The organism is Exiguobacterium sp. s146 (genome assembly GCF_018618415.1).
Lineage (GTDB): Bacteria > Bacillota > Bacilli > Exiguobacteriales > Exiguobacteriaceae > Exiguobacterium.
The window spans coordinates 100,509-117,026 of the sequence record NZ_JACSMA010000003.1 but is presented as its reverse complement, the minus strand read 5'-3'; the positions used below and the strand labels follow the sequence as shown (position 1 = coordinate 117,026).

Annotated in this window: 18 protein-coding genes; 8 read left to right on the top strand and 10 right to left on the bottom strand. The window is 53.6% G+C overall.

The window, feature by feature from the left end:
• Positions 1-24: 24 nt before the first annotated feature.
• Positions 25-1,347: a hemolysin family protein gene (locus KNP83_RS11115; RefSeq protein ID WP_251139344.1), complete on the bottom strand. Its 1,323-nt coding sequence runs from the start codon at positions 1,345-1,347 to the stop codon at positions 25-27.
• Between the two features lie 192 nt (positions 1,348-1,539).
• Here KNP83_RS11115 and KNP83_RS11110 point away from each other — a divergent pair, with 192 nt between their 5' ends.
• Positions 1,540-2,337 (top strand): glucose 1-dehydrogenase, encoded by a 798-nt coding sequence (locus KNP83_RS11110; protein WP_214762521.1) that lies wholly within the window; start codon positions 1,540-1,542, stop codon positions 2,335-2,337.
• A 42-nt stretch (positions 2,338-2,379) separates the two neighbouring features.
• Here the strand turns inward: KNP83_RS11110 and KNP83_RS11105 are convergent, their stop codons facing one another.
• Complete coding sequence (locus tag KNP83_RS11105; RefSeq protein WP_214762520.1) at positions 2,380-4,335, bottom strand: ATP-binding protein; 1,956 nt, start codon at positions 4,333-4,335, stop codon at positions 2,380-2,382.
• A gap of 191 nt (positions 4,336-4,526) precedes the next feature.
• On the opposite strand from KNP83_RS11105, the gene KNP83_RS11100 reads away from it, so the two are divergent.
• Positions 4,527-4,847, top strand: a complete 321-nt coding sequence (locus tag KNP83_RS11100; protein WP_214762519.1) for a PadR family transcriptional regulator — start codon at positions 4,527-4,529, stop codon at positions 4,845-4,847.
• Positions 4,844-5,869 carry a DUF4097 family beta strand repeat-containing protein gene (locus KNP83_RS11095; protein ID WP_214762518.1) on the top strand — a complete coding sequence of 342 codons (1,026 nt, stop codon included), beginning with the start codon at positions 4,844-4,846 and terminating at the stop codon, positions 5,867-5,869. Before KNP83_RS11100 ends, KNP83_RS11095 begins: the two co-directional genes overlap by 4 nt.
• Positions 5,870-5,916: 47 nt before the next feature.
• Here KNP83_RS11095 and KNP83_RS11090 read toward each other — a convergent pair whose 3' ends face one another.
• The 4 genes from KNP83_RS11090 to KNP83_RS11075 all read right to left on the bottom strand — a co-directional run bounded on the left by KNP83_RS11090 (position 5,917) and on the right by KNP83_RS11075 (position 10,281).
• On the bottom strand, positions 5,917-6,612 hold the full coding sequence (locus KNP83_RS11090) for a LutC/YkgG family protein (protein WP_214762517.1): 696 nt from the start codon (positions 6,610-6,612) through the stop codon (positions 5,917-5,919).
• The gene (locus KNP83_RS11085) at positions 6,609-8,012 is read right to left on the bottom strand and encodes a LutB/LldF family L-lactate oxidation iron-sulfur protein (RefSeq protein ID WP_483297900.1); all 1,404 of its coding nucleotides are present in this window, start codon (positions 8,010-8,012) and stop codon (positions 6,609-6,611) included. Before KNP83_RS11085 ends, KNP83_RS11090 begins: the two co-directional genes overlap by 4 nt.
• A 2-nt stretch (positions 8,013-8,014) precedes the next feature.
• On the bottom strand, positions 8,015-8,752 hold the full coding sequence (locus KNP83_RS11080; RefSeq protein ID WP_214762515.1) for a (Fe-S)-binding protein: 738 nt from the start codon (positions 8,750-8,752) through the stop codon (positions 8,015-8,017).
• Positions 8,753-8,991: 239 nt separating this feature from the next.
• On the bottom strand, positions 8,992-10,281 hold the full coding sequence (locus KNP83_RS11075) for an NCS2 family permease (protein ID WP_214762514.1): 1,290 nt from the start codon (positions 10,279-10,281) through the stop codon (positions 8,992-8,994).
• Between the two features lie 236 nt (positions 10,282-10,517).
• Here KNP83_RS11075 and KNP83_RS11070 point away from each other — a divergent pair, with 236 nt between their 5' ends.
• The 5 genes from KNP83_RS11070 to KNP83_RS11055 all read left to right on the top strand — a co-directional run bounded on the left by KNP83_RS11070 (position 10,518) and on the right by KNP83_RS11055 (position 13,324).
• Positions 10,518-10,751 (top strand): hypothetical protein, encoded by a 234-nt coding sequence (locus KNP83_RS11070; protein ID WP_214762513.1) that lies wholly within the window; start codon positions 10,518-10,520, stop codon positions 10,749-10,751.
• A gap of 11 nt (positions 10,752-10,762) precedes the next feature.
• Entirely contained in the window at positions 10,763-11,722 is a 960-nt protein-coding gene (locus KNP83_RS11065) for a LacI family DNA-binding transcriptional regulator (protein ID WP_214762512.1), read from the top strand.
• Between the two features lie 67 nt (positions 11,723-11,789).
• Positions 11,790-12,071, top strand: a complete 282-nt coding sequence (locus KNP83_RS11060; RefSeq protein WP_021068075.1) for a HesB/YadR/YfhF family protein — start codon at positions 11,790-11,792, stop codon at positions 12,069-12,071.
• Positions 12,072-12,165: 94 nt separating this feature from the next.
• Positions 12,166-12,300 carry a hypothetical protein gene (locus KNP83_RS15180; RefSeq protein WP_285801567.1) on the top strand — a complete coding sequence of 45 codons (135 nt, stop codon included), beginning with the start codon at positions 12,166-12,168 and terminating at the stop codon, positions 12,298-12,300.
• Positions 12,301-12,394: 94 nt separating this feature from the next.
• The gene (locus KNP83_RS11055) at positions 12,395-13,324 is read left to right on the top strand and encodes a manganese-dependent inorganic pyrophosphatase (protein WP_214762511.1); all 930 of its coding nucleotides are present in this window, start codon (positions 12,395-12,397) and stop codon (positions 13,322-13,324) included.
• 56 nt (positions 13,325-13,380) lie between these two features.
• Here KNP83_RS11055 and KNP83_RS11050 read toward each other — a convergent pair whose 3' ends face one another.
• The 4 genes from KNP83_RS11050 to KNP83_RS11035 are packed head-to-tail and all read right to left on the bottom strand — an operon-like array spanning position 13,381 to position 16,414.
• Positions 13,381-13,806, bottom strand: coding sequence for a GNAT family N-acetyltransferase (locus KNP83_RS11050; protein WP_214762510.1), 426 nt, complete (start codon positions 13,804-13,806; stop codon positions 13,381-13,383).
• Positions 13,807-13,830: 24 nt separating this feature from the next.
• Positions 13,831-14,622, bottom strand: a complete 792-nt coding sequence (locus KNP83_RS11045) for an ABC transporter permease (RefSeq protein ID WP_214762509.1) — start codon at positions 14,620-14,622, stop codon at positions 13,831-13,833.
• Entirely contained in the window at positions 14,619-15,413 is a 795-nt protein-coding gene (locus tag KNP83_RS11040) for an ABC transporter permease (protein WP_214762508.1), read from the bottom strand. The genes KNP83_RS11045 and KNP83_RS11040 overlap by 4 nt, the downstream gene beginning before the upstream one ends.
• Positions 15,410-16,414 (bottom strand): ABC transporter ATP-binding protein, encoded by a 1,005-nt coding sequence (locus KNP83_RS11035; RefSeq protein ID WP_214762507.1) that lies wholly within the window; start codon positions 16,412-16,414, stop codon positions 15,410-15,412. Before KNP83_RS11035 ends, KNP83_RS11040 begins: the two co-directional genes overlap by 4 nt.
• Positions 16,415-16,518: the final 104 nt, after the last annotated feature.

Below are 16,518 nucleotides of genomic sequence, written 5' to 3'. Positions count from 1 at the left end.
AAACGGGGAGGGCGGTTCATGGAGTCAGTCGAGCTCAGGTTGAATCTCGTCTTTATGGGCCAGAATCAAGTCGACGAAAACGACGCGGTGATTATCGATTTCACGGACGATCAGCTCATGGTCGCCCGGCAAGACGAACCGTTCACCGGTGCGGGCATTCGCTTTCCGTGATAAGACGAAACCACCGATCGTATCGACGTCATCCTCGATTTCGATGCCGAACCGTTCTTCAATCTCTTGCGTCAAGACGAGACCGGACAATCGGTAATGGCCGGGTGTGATCTCGGTGATTTCTGCTTGTTCGTCACGGTCGAACTCGTCGCGAATCTCTCCGACGATTTCCTCGAGGATGTCCTCAATCGTGAGAAGGCCAGCCGTACCGCCGTACTCATCGATGACGAGACACATCATCGTCCGCGCGTTCTGCATCTTCACCATCGCTTCTTGGAGCGGTGTGAATTCCGTCACGAGCGGCAGCTGATGAATGAACGTCTCGAACGGGGCGTCACTTTTGACGAGTTGGGCGGTGAATAACTGTTTGGCGTTGATGAAACCAAGCACGTCATCGCGGTCGCCATCACGCGTGACCGGATAACGGGTGTATTGATGTTCTTGGACGGTAGCGATAATCGTCTCAATCGAGTCTTCTTCGTCGATGGTCACCATATTCATCCGTGGGACCATCGCGTCCTTGGCGACACGTTCATCGAAGGAGAAGATGTTTTGAACGTAGGCGAGCTCATTCTCGTTGATTTCTCCACTGCGGAAGCTCTCGGTCATGATGATTTTCAATTCTTCTTCCGAGTGCGCCGTCTCTTGCGCGGTCGTCTGCACGCCGAACAAGCGCAACGTCAACCGGGCCGTCCCGTTCAACACATGGATAAACGGATACAGTAATTTCGTGAAGAAATAGAGCGGTCGGGCGACGAGTAACGTCAAACGCTCGGCTTCATGCACGGCAAGCGTCTTCGGGACGAGCTCCCCGATGACGACGTGTAAGAAGGCGATCAGTAAAAAGGCGATCAAGAACGAGAGGAAGGTCGCGAGCGACGCTGAGACGTTCAAGCGGTCGACGAGCGGTTGAATCATCCCTTCGATTTGGTCCGCGCCGATCCAACCGAGCCCGAGGGCGGCGAGGGTGATGCCGAACTGTGAGGCCGATAGCGAGTCATCGAGATTCTCGATCACTTTCTTGGCGACAGCGGCCCGGCTGTTCCCTTCGAGCACGAGTTGGTCGAGTCGGGCACCACGCACTTTGACGATGGAGAATTCGGCCGCCACGAAAAAGGCGGTCATAAAAATGAGCAAGGCGACGATCAATAAGCTGAGTAACATGGGACTGTCCAAAAATTCCCCCAAAAATCGGGGAGTCACCTCCATTAACGTTAAGTCGTATGTCGTTCAGGGAAATCCCTGAAAACGAATAGTTTGTTTCAGTATAGTAGATTTACCAAAAATATTCAAAAAACAGTCGGAAAGGTTTGATGAAGAGGGGAATGAGGGAACTACAAATCGAGAAGAGACGAAGGAGGAATTGATATGGCTAACTATCCAGAACTAAAAGGAAAAGTCGCGGTCATCACCGGAAGTTCGAAGGGACTCGGGCGCGCCATCGCGGAACGATATGCGAAGGAAGGGGTTCACGTCGTCCTGAACTATCGTAGCAGCGAGGACGAGATGAACAAGGTCATTCAAGGCATCGAGGCCGCCGGTGGGAAAGCGGTCGCCGTCAAAGGGGACGTCGCCGAAGAAGGACTCGCCGAGAAGATGATTGAAACGGCCGTCGCTGAGTTCGGGAAGATGGACATCTTCGTCAACAACGCCGGCGTACAGGTCGAAGCGAAGACGCACGAGATGGAACTCGATAACTGGAAGAAAATCATCGACACGAACTTGACGGGTACGTTCCTCGGTGTGCGTGCCGCCCTCAAATACTTTGTCGATCACGAGATTCAAGGGAACATCATCAACATGTCATCGGTGCATGAAGTGATTCCGCGTCCAGGTTACACGCATTATGCAGCGAGTAAAGGTGGCGTCAAGATGTTCACGAAATCGGTCGCGCTCGAATACGCGCCGAACAAGATCCGCGTCAACGGCATCGCACCAGGTGCCATCGACACACCAATCAATGAAGAGACGATGCAAGACCCGGAAGAGAAGAAAGGGCTCGAGGCGCTCATCCCGACCCATGAAATCGGGCGTCCGGAACAGATTGCAGCCGTTGCGGCATGGCTCGCCTCAGACGAGTCATCGTACGTCACCGGCGCGACGATTTTCGCGGACGGCGGTCTGTCGCTCTATCCATCATTCGGTCCTGAAAATAAAGTGCAATGACAACAGGGAGGCTCCGCGTCAAGCGAAGCCTCCCTTTGTGTATTAACTGCTGAGTTGATCTTCCGCCGCGTATTTCGGCAAGATGATGGTGAACGTCGAGCCGTGGCCGACGCTCGAATCGACGTGAATCGTTCCGCCATGTCCTTCGGCAATCTCTTTACAGATGGCGAGGCCGAGGCCCGTGCCGCCGATTTTCCGACTGGCCGAATTGTCGACACGATAAAACTTGTCGAACAGTTTCGGCAACGCCGAGGCTGGAATGCCGATGCCGGCGTCTTGAATCGAAATCTCGATGACGTCGGACTTGTCGTTCGTGACACAGACAGCGACTTTTCCGCCATCTGGTGAATATTTGATCGCATTGTGGAGCATGTTCGTGAACAGTTGACTCAGGCGATCCCGATCACCATATACGTATAGATTCGTATCACATTCGAGGGAGAGCTGATGATGCTCACTCGCGCCTTGATGGATGGCGATCGTCTCTTTCAAGATGGCATGTAGGCTTTCAGGTTGACTGTGATACGTCTGTTTGCCGGACTCCATCCGTTGCACGTCGAGCAAGTTGGAGATCAAGTCCTCGAGACGGAGCGTCTCTTTGTGAATCATCCCTAAATATTGCTCAATGCGCTCCGCAGGCATCGTCCGATAGCGAAGCAGCTCGGTGAATCCGATAATGCTCGTGAGCGGTGTGCGTAATTCATGCGACACGGTCGACACGAGTTCCGTTTTCAGACGGTCGACCTCGGTCTCTTGTGTCACGTCGCGGAAAACGAGCATCGTGCCGTGACGGGTGCCACGCAAGTGGATTTTCTCCGCATACATCTGGATGAACCGTTCTTCCTGATTCATCGAGAAGGTCACACTTTCTTCCATGCTCTCGCCGTCAAACGCACGGCGCATGAACGAGAAGAATGAGTCTTTTTGATCGACTTGAAGACCGAGTTCTTCTAAATCGGCATCCAAGCGATACAAGTCCATCTCGTTTCGTTTCGTGGCGGCTTGATTGAACATGACGAAGAGGGCTTGGTTGGCGAACCTCTCATGTGTCGTATGCTCGACATAGATGACCGCATCACGAATCGAATGTAGGAGGCGTGCTGTTTTCTCGCGTTCCTCCTCGACTTGGTTGCGTTGCGTCGCGAGCGAAGAGGCCATTTGACGGAACGAGTTCGTCAATTGTCCGACCTCGTTTCGCGAAGAGACGGCCGCTGGAATCGGAATGATTCGTTCATCTGCCAGCCGCTCACTGTTGATAATCAAGTTCTGCAGTTGGCCGGTCAAACGCTTCACGTAAGGACGGGCTGCGATAAAGAGGACGAGCAACACGGCGAGGAGGGACAGGAGCCAGAGCACTTGCGCCCATTTGGTGTGGGTGGCGAGTTGTTCCCGCAACTGATTCTCTTCTTCGTTCAACGAGTTGCGATATTCGGTGAACACCGTCTCCATATCGACGATGCTCGCGCTCATATCCGCCGCACTTTTCGAGTTGATTTTGAATTTACGGTCGGCAGGCGGCTCCGCTTGCGGCGTCACTTTGCCGAGCGTCGGCATTTTCAAGAACGGTTCGGTGACCGTGCCTTCGCGTTTGGCGATGACATAGCGTTCTAGGCTCGGCATGACACGCTGCTGGTAGGCCGAGAAGAGTGTCCGCGCATCGCTGGCATACGTCTTCTCTTTGTCCGTGACCGCATTCGTCTCGAACCAAGCGGTTTGAATCTCAATCAATTCTTGTTTGTCTTTCACGCGGGCGAGCATCGCCTCGTCGCCGAGGATGACATACCCACGCATTTCATATTGCATCGACTGCCACGTCTCGAATAGTTCGGTCGCGTTCGTGCGACGTTCACTAATGTTCTCGAGCGATGATGTCGTCTGTTCGATTCGGTTTTCCGTATACATGTATACGGCAAGTGAGGTAAGGAGGATCAGTCCGATGAATAAATAGAAGACGAATAAAAACTGTCTTCCGATCCGCTGGTCAATCCATGCTTTCATAAAGACCGTTCCTTCCTGGAACTGCGTACATTCCTACTGTGACAAATACCCTGCGAGTGTCGTTCCTTCATTGTACAGATTTAAACCAGATGTTGCCACCAATCAAGAAATAACCGGAAAATCAACTATTGTCTATTGAATAATAGTAAATGATGAGCTATTGTTTAATATATAGTAGAGGAGGCGAGGGAATGAATCCTCAGTTCAAGAAAGGCGTGCTCAATTTATGTGTGCTCGCGCTCGTCGAGACGCACGACCGTTATGGGTACGAGCTCGTGCAAGCCATCTCGGCGAAAGTCGCCATCTCGGAAGGGGCCGTCTATCCGCTCCTGCGGCGACTCACGTCGGACGGGTATTTCACGACGTACTTAAAGGAATCGGCAGAAGGGCCGCCGCGAAAGTATTACACGATCACGGAGCAGGGGAAAGCGCATTTGGCGGAGTTGCGTGCGGAATGGGAAACGTTCACGACCGGTGTCAACGAATTGATTGAAGGGGGAACGGACAAATGACAGAAGAACAGTATTTATTGGAACTCGAACGGTTACTCATGGGGATGAGCGTCATCGAGCGGGTCGATATTTTACGGGATGTGTCAGAATACTTTGCGAGCGGACGGATCGATGGGAAGACGGATGCGGCGATGATTGAAGAGCTCGGGACCCCGAGCGCGCTCGCAAGCGAGTTGCTCGACTCGGCCGAGCCGTCGTCTGAGGTGCGTAAAGAACCGGCCGTTGTCAAAAGTCAGAACGTGGCGTTCCGCAACGTCTCGATTAACGTGCTGCAGGCGCACGTCCAAGTCGTGCCGTCTCATGACGGCTTTGCTTACGCGACGCTCGAGACGGAACGGGATCATGGGGTGACGATGGAGATTGTCGGGGACACACTTGAGATTCGAATCGAGTCGGAGCGCCGGTTCGGGCTATCGAATTTGTTCGCCTGGGCGGTGACGAAGGCCCCGGTGCTACATGTCGAGCTGCCGCGCCATGCGTACGAGCAAGTCGTCCTGAAAAACCGGCTCGGTTCTTGTGACGTCCGCAATCTTGAAGCCGCATCGGTCGAAGTCGAGAGTGAGAACGGGGGCATCACGGCGCACACGGTGAGCGCCAAGCGAGGTTCATTCCGTTCGTCGAACGGGAAGGTCAGTCTCACGTCGATGACAGGACAGGACCTCGACGCACAATCATCGAACGGACACGTGGAAGTACTCGGCTCGACGGTGAATCGTCTCGAGATTCAGTCGTCGAACGGCCGTCTCGATATCCATGATGTGACAGGTGCGGTCGAGGCGAAGACGTCGAACGGACGTATCGACTGTATCATTGATGCGCTCGAGCATCCGGTCCGTCTGAAGACGAACAATGGACGCATCGACGTGCGTCTGAAGCGAGAGCCGCATGACGCCGTCATCCGGGCCAAGACGAGAAACGGCAAAGTCGAGCTGTTCGGGGACCGGGCGAATGAGCGGACGTTCGGAGACGGGACGGTCGAACTCAAGCTGACGAGCTCGAACGGGAGCATCACGGTCGAATAAACATAAAAAGACTCGCGCGTGAGCCATTCACGCGCGAGTCTTTTTGTTTATAAATCGTGAACGAGCACGTAGGCGACACGGACCGGTCCGTGGACCCCGACAATCAAATTCATCTCGATATCGGCTGAGTTCGATGGACCGGAGATGAAATTGACACCGTTCGGCGAAGCGAGGTCACCGGTGCGGTCAAGTTCAGCTAATTTTTTGGCTGCCTGTGTCATCCGCGGCACGAGAACGGATTTCGGGATGATGGCAATATGGTCGCGTGGCAATAAGCTGATTGTGCGTGACTTGCTTGGCGCGGCGTACTGGACGATTGTCGCACTCTCGGCGAGCGCCTGGTCGGCAATCGTGATACCGATATCGGCTTTTATGGCGAGGGCACGACTGTCTTCCGGACGCTCAGCATCCCACCAGTTGAACGATTCACTCGTCTGGGGTGCCCACGTCTGAATCCGGTCGTCATGTTCGGCGATGATGGCCTTCCCGTCATATCGTTCAATCAACAGGCGGAGCGTATCATCGAGATTAGCCGACTCGCATTCGACGACGTCGGTGTGGATGCGTGTCGCGACCATCCGGAACGTCTCGAGCAGTTCCTCGTCGGACGCGTCTTTCAACACCTCGTCTTGCGGACGATGCTTGTACACTCGTTTCGGCGGCGTCAAGTCGACATCACGTCCGAGCTGTCCCGCGATTCGTTTTAGAAAGTCCTCGCGGTTGGTGATCGTTCCTGGATTCATTCTGCATTCCCCCGTTTCTTGAACCAATCCCGCACCGTCTGCTTGGCCGGTTGCGGCAAGTCTTTCGAATCTGTCCAGGCTGGCAAGCCTTTATCGATTTGTCCCGCTTTCGTGAACGGGGACGATGCGAACGGCGCGATGTGTTCGGCCGCTTCGAACAAGAACGGGCTCGACGACGTGACTGCGAAGCCTTTCATAGCGATGCGTTCGACGAACGGTGACTGTTTTTTCTCTTCGACGATGACACGGCGATGCTCAATCAACAGCTCGTGGAGCGGGATTTTGACCGGGCAGGCTTCCGTACAGGCCCCGCATAGGCTCGAGGCGTACGGCAACTCTTTATAGTTCTCGTAACCGTCGAGGAGCGGGGCGAGCACGGCACCAATCGGACCCGGGTAAATCGAGCCATAGGCATGACCGCCGATGTGACGATAGACTGGACAGACATTGATGCAGGCCGCGCAACGGATGCATTGAAGCACCGACTGGAATTGTGTGCCGAGGATACCGGAGCGTTTGTTGTCGACGATGACGAGATGGAACTCTTCTGGCCCATCGACCTCACCAAACCCTCTCGTACCGGCGAATGTCGTGATATACGATGTGAGTCGTTGACCGACGGCACTCCGGCACAACATGTTGACGAGTACCTCGAATTCTTCGTACGACGGGACGATCCGTTCCATCCCCATGACCGAAATGACGGTGTCCGGAAGCGACGTCACCATGCGCCCGTTTCCTTCGTTCGTGACAAGACCGACGGCACCGCTCTCAGCGATGGCGAAGTTACAGCCGGTGATCCCGACTTCCGCTTTCAAAAAGTCTTTTCGCAGCTCGCGACGAGCATAGCGTCCGAGCTCGGTCGGATCGTTCGTTCCTTCGTAGCCGTGGGCCGTGAACGTCTCGTGGACGGCGTTCCGGTCTTTATGAAGGGCCGGGGCGACGATATGCGACGGCGGGTCGTTATCGAGTTGAAGGATCCATTCCCCGAGGTCGGACTCGACAACCGTGCATCCTTCCTCATGGAGCGCCTCGTTCAAGCCGATCTCTTCTGTCACCATCGACTTTGATTTGACGACGTGCTTGGCATTCTTAGCGCGCACGACTTCCCGGATATAGCGGTTTGCTTCTTCCGGCGTCTCGGCGAAGAAGACGTTCCCGCCCCGTTTCGAGATATTCTCGCTCAATTGATATAAGTAGTAGTCGAGATGTTCGAGCACGTGCTGGCGAATCTCTTCCGAATGGTCCCGGAACGCTTCCCAATCTCCGAGTTCCCCTGCCGCATTTAAGCGACCGTCACGCAGACGGTTTTGCGCCGAGCTGACGGCCTGGCGCATGAACGGATTGTCGATCCCGTCTTTCCGTCGATCCTGAAACTTCTCATCTAACCGAATCCCCATGCTCATGCTTGTTTCACCCCTTCGTTCAACACTTCCGCGATATGCATCACTTTGATTGGATGCCCTTGTTTGTGCAGGCGTCCCCCGATGTTCATCAGACACGAGGCGTCCGCCCCGATGAGCACCTCGGCCCCCGAGTTCAAAATCGATTCGACTTTCTCGTCGACCATCTGCACCGAGACATCCGGCATTTTGACAGAGAACGTCCCCCCGAAGCCACAACAGTTATGGACGTTCTCGAGCGGGAGCATCGTCAAGCCGTCGACTTGTTTAAGCAATTGCCCCGGTGCCGCCTCGATTCCGAGGAGGCGCGTCATATGACAAGACGCGTGATACGTTGCCTTGGCCGGGAACTTGGCTCCGACGTCTGTCACTTCCAGCACGTCGACGATGAACTGCGTCAACTCGAACGTCTTCGCCGCATGGGCCTCGGCCCGCATCTTCCAGGCCGGATCGTCTTTGAACAAGTGCGGATAGTCGCGCATCATCATGACACATGAACCAGATGGACCGACGATATAGTCGGCATCGGCCTTCTCGAACGTCTCAATCATATGCTTCGCAATCTTCTTCGTCTCTTCATGGTAGCCGCTGTTATAGGCGGGCTGGCCGCAACACGTCTGTTCAAACGGGAAACTGACGTCACAACCTAGATGTTCTAACAGTTCGACCGTCGCTTGTCCTACCGATGGGAACAACGTATCCGAGAGACAAGTGACGAACAGTGCCACTTTAGGCATGTCCATTCCTTCTTTCCTGTTCATAGTGTGATTCGTAAACGGTTTCACGGTTATTATTCCATAACAAACCGAAGCAAAACAGAAAAATGGGGCGATTCTCTAAAAAAAAATGTAAAATCCTGTCTAATTGAGAACTAAATGATAATGAAGTAAGATTCAGGCCTAACCTGATATAAGACAGTGTTCCCGTGCTCGATAACAGAAAAACCCTCGTCTTTCGACGAGGGTCAACTTACATATCAGAGGAAGAACATTTCCAAGATGAAAAGCGCACCGAACAAGTAGATGAGCGGGTGGACCGTCTCTTTGTTCATTGCTTTAAAGATCGGATACAGGATGAACCCGAAGGCGATCCCGCGTTCGATACTACCTGAGAGCGGCATGATGAGAATCGTCATGAACGCTGGGAAGTATTCACTGAAGTCTGTCCAGTCGATATAGCGGACGTTCGTCAACATGAGTGCGCCGACGATGATGAGGGCTGGTGCTGTGATGGCAGCGACACCAGAGATGGCGCCGATGAGCGGGCTGAAGAAAAGCGTGAGGCCGAACAAGCTAGCTACGACCGCTGTCGTAAGACCGGTCCGTCCACCTTGAGCGACACCGGCAGCGGATTCGATATAGGCCGTCGACGGGCTCGTCCCGACGAGTGAGCCACCCATCGTCGCGAGCGAGTCCGCGAACAAGGCGCGGTGCCCGTTCTCGATCGTCCCATCTTCTTTCAACAGGTTGGCCTGTTTTCCGACTCCGACGAGCGTACCCGTCGTGTCGAATAACGTGACGAGGAAGAATGACAGGACGGCACCGAACAAGCCGTATTGGATGACGTCTGAGAACGCCGTGAGCGGATTAACCATAAGCCCTTCCGGCAAGGTCGGCATTGCCGTCACGCCTTCAATTTTCAATAGACCCATGAAATAGGCGGCGATTCCGGTGAGCACCATCCCGATGAGGAGCGAGCCGGGGACGTTCCGCGAGAACAAGAGCGCCGAGACGATCAAGCCACCGAGGACGAGTAGGACACTCGGTGATGACAAGTCTCCGAGACGGACGAGGTTCGCCTCATCCGCGACGATAAGACCTGACAACTTCAATCCGAGCGAGGCGATGAACAACCCGATCCCGGTCGTGATGGCATGCTTGAGCGACGCTGGGATTGCTTGAATCAGTTTCGTCCGAATCGGTGACAGCGACAAAATCAAGAAGAAGACCGACGAGACGAAGACGACGCCGAGTGCGGCCGACGGTGCGATCTGTTGCTGAGCGACAAGCGTATATGCGAAGAATGCGTTCAGTCCCATCCCTGGTGCGACAGCAATTGGAAGGTTGGCGTAAAACGCCATGAGTCCGGTACCGATCAAGATGGCGATGATGGTCGCCGTGAACGCCTGAGCGAACGGGATGCCGGCGTCTGACAGAATCGCCGGGTTGACGACGGAGATGTACGCCATCGTCACGAACGTTGTGATGCCGGCCATCACTTCTTGTTTAACGTTCGTTCCATGTTGTTTCAATTGAAAAAAGTTCATGAGTAAAACTCCCTATCATTAGTAATTTCCGAACGATATCGTTCGTCAATCGTCGAATAAACGTTATCAACTTGATGACTATACAAAATGAGTCGGCTGCCGTCAATGATTTCGAGCGAAAAAACCTTAAAAATTCTCATGTAAGCGCTGAATGTTCGGAAATAGACGAAATAAAAATAGTGCTTGCTCTGAAACGCGTTTCAGACTGTACGGTTAAGTCAAAGGAGGGAAGACTCATGAATCCGACAACGTGGAAGACATGGTGTAGTGGAATCGTCTACGAACTCGTCATCAATCAGTTGTATACACCGCTCGGAAGAATGTTGTGCACCCGTTTCCAAGACGAGTTTCTTCATTTACCCGTCGAAGAACGGTTTCGCCTCGTCCAAGCCATCCGGAAACAAGTGATTGCGAAAGGTGACAGTCAGGAGGCAGAGTGGGTACACTATATGCAAAGACTGACAAATTGAGGTGAAACAGGATGGCGAACATTCGAGATATCGCAAAATATGCGGACGTATCCGTGACGACGGTGTCACGGGTGCTCAATGAGCACCCGTACGTGTCGAAAGAGAAGCGTGAACGGGTGCGACGGGCGATGGCCGAGCTCGGCTATTTACGGAATCAGCAGGCGCTGACGTTATCGACCGGTCGCACGCAGCGTTTCGTCGTCGTGTTGCCGTATTTGAATCATCCGTATTACGGACTGTTCGTCAACGGGCTCGCGAAAGCGGCCCTCCAAAGAGATTACCGACTCGTCATGTGGCAGACAGAGTATCAGCTCGACCAAGAGCGGCAAGCGCTTGATTTATTGAAGCACCGTGAAGTCGATGGGGCGATTCTGTTATCCCATACGATGTCATTCGACGAGATGGAAGCGTATCGACAGTTCGGCCCGATCGCGGTCGCGACCGTGGGGGCACCGCCGACGATTTCTTCGGTCCACGTCGATCATTACACCGCGTTCGTCGCCGGTCTGCGTGTTTTGGCTCAAGCCGGATATGCCGAGATTGGCATCGTGTTGTCACGACAAGACAGTCCAAGCTCCATCGCGCGTCAGCAAGCGTACTTCGATGAAGTCGAACTTGCGCGTGAGCGATGGATCTGGACCGGCTACTTGACGAGCGAGGATGGAATCGAATTGGCCGATGCGTTTCTACGTCAACAAGAGCGTCCTCGAGCGCTCTTTTTCTCGTCGGATTATGTGGCGCTCGGTTTTTTAGGGGAGTTGCGCCGTCGCGGTGTCAGCATCCCGGACGAAGTCGCCATCCTTGGCTTCGATGGGCATCCAATCGGTCAGGCGTTCGGTCTGTCGACGATGCACTCGCCAAACGAAGACATCGGTCGGACGTTGTTCGATGTGACGTTTGCGGAGATGAACGGCGGGGCTTCGGTGACAAACAGTTTAACGGTCACGTATTTGCCTGGGACGACCCTCTAGGCAACTTCCTCGCTCGGTTTTTCTGAAACGATTAGAATGGAGACAGAAGTCGAGAGGAGGATGACAGATGAAGATTAACGTGACAGAAGAAGCACTCCAATTCTTTAAAGATGAGATGGAAGTCGAGGCAGGCCAGACGGTGCGCCTATTCGCCAAATATGGGGGTTCGACCGATTTGACGCACGGTTTCTCGGTAGGCGTCATCACAGAAGACATCGACAATGCAGCCGTCGAGACGGAAGCGGACGGGATTCGCTTCGTCGTGGCTGAACAGGACGAGTGGTTATTCCAAGGACAAGACGTCAACGTCGAGATCCGAGGCGACGAGGTCGTCTTCGTTCAAGCGTGACATCACAGTTTGTTAACAGAAACAATACATTCGTTTAGAGCATTCCAGCTCGGGGAACAGTCTACGACATGACAAAACCGAAAGGGTGAGACACATGTCGGAAAAAGACAAGCGTGACCAAGAAGAGCGTGAGAAGTTGAAACGAGACCAACCAGATATCTCGCACGAAGAAGATTCGAAGGGTGACCATTCGGACCTCGAAGAGACGGATGAAGATGAACAAGCATAAGAGCCCTCGAGGCTCTTTTTGTTTGGCAATTGAAAGAATAAGGATAGACGGTATAATGGATAAGGGAAAACTATCATAGTGAGGAGAATGCATGATGAGTACAGTATTAGTCTTCGGACATAAGAATCCAGATACAGACACGATTTGTTCGGCGCTCGCTTACGCGGAGCTCAAGAAAAAGTTAGGAATGGACGCTGAGGCAGTCCGCCTCGGTGACGTGAACGGGGAGACGCAATATGCGCTCGACCACTTCCGCGTCAAGGCGCCACGCCTCGTAGAACGTGTGTCCGACGAAGTGAACTCGGTCATCTTGGTCGACCATAACGAGTTCCAACAAAGTGCGGAGGATATCGCGGACGTGCGCATCCTCGAAGTCGTCGACCACCACCGGATTGCCAACTTCGAAACAGCGGACGCCCTCTACTATCGGGCCGAGCCGGTCGGTTGTACAGCGACAATCTTGCTCAAACTCTATAAAGAGCACGGTGTCGAAATCGCGCCTGACATGGCAGGATTGATGCTATCGGCGATTATCTCGGACTCGCTCTTGTTCAAGTCACCGACATGCACAGACGAGGACATCAAGGCGGCAAAAGAACTCGCAGCCATTTCAGGTACAGACCTCGAGACATACGGTCTCGAGATGTTGAAAGCGGGAGCGGACCTCAGCCAAAAGACAATCCCAGAACTCATCTCGCTCGATGCGAAAGAGTTTGCGATGGGCGATTACCGCATTGAAATCGCGCAAGTGAACACGGTCGACGCGAACGATGTGTTGAGCCGTAAAGCTGAAGTCGAGGCGGCGATGGCAGAAACAGTTGCCAAAAAAGAACTCGACTTGTTCGTCTTCGCCATCACGAACATCTTGACGAACGATTCGGAGGCGCTCGTCGTCGGTTCGAAGCATGATTTGTTCGAACAAGCGTTCAATGTTGAATTGTTAGACGGACTCGCGACACTTCCTGGCGTCGTGTCACGAAAGAAACAAATCGTACCGGTGCTCACAGCAGCGGCGACGAACTAAGAAACGATAAAGGCTCGAGGCAGATTCATCTGCTTCGAGCCTTTTTTGATGGTCGATTAAACAGCTAGCGACTTTTTCAAGTAATACTGCTGGTGCTCCGGTGTCGGATGGCCGTGAATCACACCGACGACCTCATAGCCGAGGCCGATATAAAACTCGGGCGCCTGAAAACTGAACGTATCGAGTTGAATCAGTCTGCATGCTTGATCGACGGCCAATTGCTCGATGTCACGCATCAATTGCTTGCCGTATCCTAAACCACGAACGCTCGCATCGACCCATAAAAAGTTAACGTGCAGCGTCTGCCAAAAAATTGTTCCCGTCACACCACCAACGATGTCTTCCTCATCATTTCTTAAGATGAAGCTGACTTGTTGGACGGGTGTTTTCACTTCTTCTAGTAATTGAGCCGAATTGTATTCGATTAATCGTTGCCGAATCCATTCACTATCTTCCGAATTCCACTGTTTCGTGATGTTCATGGCATCATTCCTTTCTCGATGGAGTTATGACCCTGTACTGGCGAACGCCCGTAGTCCGAACAGCCAAAATCGATAGGCGAGGACGAGGCTCAACGCCGCGACGAACGGTGTCGCCAGTGCGAACAGCGTAAAGCCGCGTCCCTCGAAAAAGTACATGGCGGGATAGAACGCGGTGAAGCCGAACGGGATGATGTACGTCAACACGAACATGATGACTTTCGAATAAATCGTCATCGGATAGCGGGCGAAGTCGCTCAAGCTGAAGACAGCGAAGACGACCGGCAGACTATCGATCATCCAAAACGAGAACGTCGCGAAGAACAGGTTGACCGCGATATAAATCATGCCGCTCGCGAGCACCATGACAAGCAGGACGAAAATATCCATGACACTCCACACCATGCCGAGCTCGTTCGAGGCGAGCCAAAGGACGCTCCCGCCAATCAACAGTTGACCGAAGCCGTCCTGTTGCACCCGCTCGGCGACGATTTGAAAGAGCGGATTGACCGGGCGCATGAGAATCCGGTCCAAGTTTCCAGTCCGGATGTACTGCCAACCGATCGTCCATAGGTTGTCGAAAAAGATGTGGTGGATGGCGCGGCCTAAAAAAGCGATGCCGTAAATGAATAAAATCTCATAAAAGCCCCAGCCGTTCAACGACTCGATATGACGAAACACAATCGATAAAAAGAAGAGGGCGGCGAACTGTTGACCGAAGACGGACAAAACCCCAATCAAGAAGTCCATCCGGTATTCCATCATCACTTTGAAGTGATTTTTTGCATACAACCAATATAGTTTTGCGTATCGTTTCATCCGCCGAACACCGTCACTTTCCGAACCGCATAGGCGAATAACAGACGCACAAAGATGAAGAATGCCGCGACCCATCCAAGTTGAATCAGGATGGATGGCCAAATGCCGGATGCTGTGATTTCACCCGTATAGATGGCGACCGGGACATAGACGAGTGAGGCGAACGGCAAGTAGAGGCTGATTGTCTGGAACCAGTCCGGGAACAGCGTCAACGGTACGAGTGCGCCCGACATGATCGTGATAACGGCCTCCTGCAGGACGGACAGCCCCCAGACGTTGACCGTATAAAACGATAACACGCCGACGAGCAAGTCGATTAACGTCGCGAGCAGGACCGCGAGCACGACACTGACAGCGAAAGCGGACGCGGCCTCGATCGAAGTTGGGGGATCGACACCAATGAAGAGCATCGCAATGACGAGGAGCGGCAGTGTCGCCCTAAAGAACGTCGATGTCTTCGCCCCGAGGTCTTGGGCGAGCAGTTTATCGAGCAAGTGATAGGGCCGCAGCAGCTCAATCGCGACACCTCCATGTTTAATCAGATGGGCGAGTTCACGGCCGGCACTGCCGCGAAACTGGTCGAGCATCGTCGCGAGGACGGCATACGTCAACATCGTCGAGAGCGCAATCCCGGATACCTCCGTCTTATTCTCATAGACGGCCTGCCAAAAGAAGTAGAGGATGAACAAGCGCATCGTCACCGAAAACATGCTCGCCCAATACCAGGCCGCATACGCCATATCGACTTTAATCTGCGACACGGCGAGCGCGATATATTTTCGAAGCTTCATGCGCTCACCCCGGTCTTATATAGATTCCGGATGAGCGCCTCCATTTTCGGCACGACGACAGATAGGTCTTTCACTTGATTGCAGTTGACGATTTCACGGATGAGCTGACCACTCGAAATCTCGTGATGGTTGAAGGCGAGCTGAATCGTCTCTTCTTCGGTCTCGAGTCGCATGACGAGTCCGGTCACTGCTGGTGGCAACGTGAACGTGCTCCCTTCGTCGAGTGTGATTTCGAGTGTGCGCTCATTGTTGAACGTCTGCTTGAGCGTCTCGATGCGATCGTCATAAATGATGCGTCCTTCATCGAGCACGATGACCCGGTCACACACTTCTTCGATGTCTTGCATGTCGTGCGTTGTCAAAATGACGGTCGTGCCCCAAGCGTCGCTAATCTCACGAATGAACGCCCGAATCGTCTCTTTGATGTCGATGTCGAGACCGATTGTCGGTTCATCCAAATAGACGACGCGCGGACGATGCAAGAAGGCGGCGGCGAGCTCGCAGCGCATCTTCTGTCCGAGCGACAGCTGGCGGACCGGGACGTCGAGCAGCGGGTCGAGCTGCAGCCGTTCGATGAACCAGGTCACCGTCTCTTGAAACTCGTCGCGCGGCACTTCATAAATCTCGCGGAGCAAATCGAACGACTCACGGACCGGGATGTCCCAGAACAGCTGCGTCCGTTGACCGAACACGGCCCCGATTTGCCGAGCATTTTTGACCCGTTCCTCGTGTGGGTCGACCCCGTAGACGTGGACCGAGCCGGCATCGGGACGCAACACGCCGGCCAGCATTTTAATCGTCGTCGATTTACCAGCCCCGTTGAAGCCGATATAGCCGACGCGCTCCCCGGGCATGATGGAGAGATCGATGCCTTTGACGGCTTCCTTGATGCGATATTTCCGGGTAAATAGCGCTTTGATGGCACCTTTAAGCCCAGCGTCCCGCTCCATGATTTTGTACTGTTTGACGAGGCCTTTCACCTCGATGGCTAACTGTGACATACGTTCCTCCTTATTCGTGCAAGCGTTTTCCTCCACCTAGAATAGCATGTCATCTTTCCATTTCCTACCTGCACAAAAAAAGACCGGACAAGGAAGTCCGGTCT

What these genes read in the sequence shown, in the direction of transcription:
- KNP83_RS11110 (WP_214762521.1), top strand. Translation starts at nt 1,540, where the DNA reads ATGGCTAACTATCCAGAACTAAAAGGAAAAGTCGCGGTCATCACCGGA.
- KNP83_RS11105 (WP_214762520.1), bottom strand. Translation starts at nt 4,335, where the DNA reads ATGAAAGCATGGATTGACCAGCGGATCGGAAGACAGTTTTTATTCGTC.
- KNP83_RS11100 (WP_214762519.1), top strand. Translation starts at nt 4,527, where the DNA reads ATGAATCCTCAGTTCAAGAAAGGCGTGCTCAATTTATGTGTGCTCGCG.
- KNP83_RS11095 (WP_214762518.1), top strand. Translation starts at nt 4,844, where the DNA reads ATGACAGAAGAACAGTATTTATTGGAACTCGAACGGTTACTCATGGGG.
- KNP83_RS11090 (WP_214762517.1), bottom strand. Translation starts at nt 6,612, where the DNA reads ATGAATCCAGGAACGATCACCAACCGCGAGGACTTTCTAAAACGAATC.
- KNP83_RS11085 (WP_483297900.1), bottom strand. Translation starts at nt 8,012, where the DNA reads ATGGGGATTCGGTTAGATGAGAAGTTTCAGGATCGACGGAAAGACGGG.
- KNP83_RS11080 (WP_214762515.1), bottom strand. Translation starts at nt 8,752, where the DNA reads ATGCCTAAAGTGGCACTGTTCGTCACTTGTCTCTCGGATACGTTGTTC.
- KNP83_RS11075 (WP_214762514.1), bottom strand. Translation starts at nt 10,281, where the DNA reads ATGAACTTTTTTCAATTGAAACAACATGGAACGAACGTTAAACAAGAA.
- KNP83_RS11070 (WP_214762513.1), top strand. Translation starts at nt 10,518, where the DNA reads ATGAATCCGACAACGTGGAAGACATGGTGTAGTGGAATCGTCTACGAA.
- KNP83_RS11065 (WP_214762512.1), top strand. Translation starts at nt 10,763, where the DNA reads ATGGCGAACATTCGAGATATCGCAAAATATGCGGACGTATCCGTGACG.
- KNP83_RS11060 (WP_021068075.1), top strand. Translation starts at nt 11,790, where the DNA reads ATGAAGATTAACGTGACAGAAGAAGCACTCCAATTCTTTAAAGATGAG.
- KNP83_RS15180 (WP_285801567.1), top strand. Translation starts at nt 12,166, where the DNA reads ATGTCGGAAAAAGACAAGCGTGACCAAGAAGAGCGTGAGAAGTTGAAA.
- KNP83_RS11055 (WP_214762511.1), top strand. Translation starts at nt 12,395, where the DNA reads ATGAGTACAGTATTAGTCTTCGGACATAAGAATCCAGATACAGACACG.
- KNP83_RS11050 (WP_214762510.1), bottom strand. Translation starts at nt 13,806, where the DNA reads ATGAACATCACGAAACAGTGGAATTCGGAAGATAGTGAATGGATTCGG.
- KNP83_RS11045 (WP_214762509.1), bottom strand. Translation starts at nt 14,622, where the DNA reads ATGAAACGATACGCAAAACTATATTGGTTGTATGCAAAAAATCACTTC.
- KNP83_RS11040 (WP_214762508.1), bottom strand. Translation starts at nt 15,413, where the DNA reads ATGAAGCTTCGAAAATATATCGCGCTCGCCGTGTCGCAGATTAAAGTC.
- KNP83_RS11035 (WP_214762507.1), bottom strand. Translation starts at nt 16,414, where the DNA reads ATGTCACAGTTAGCCATCGAGGTGAAAGGCCTCGTCAAACAGTACAAA.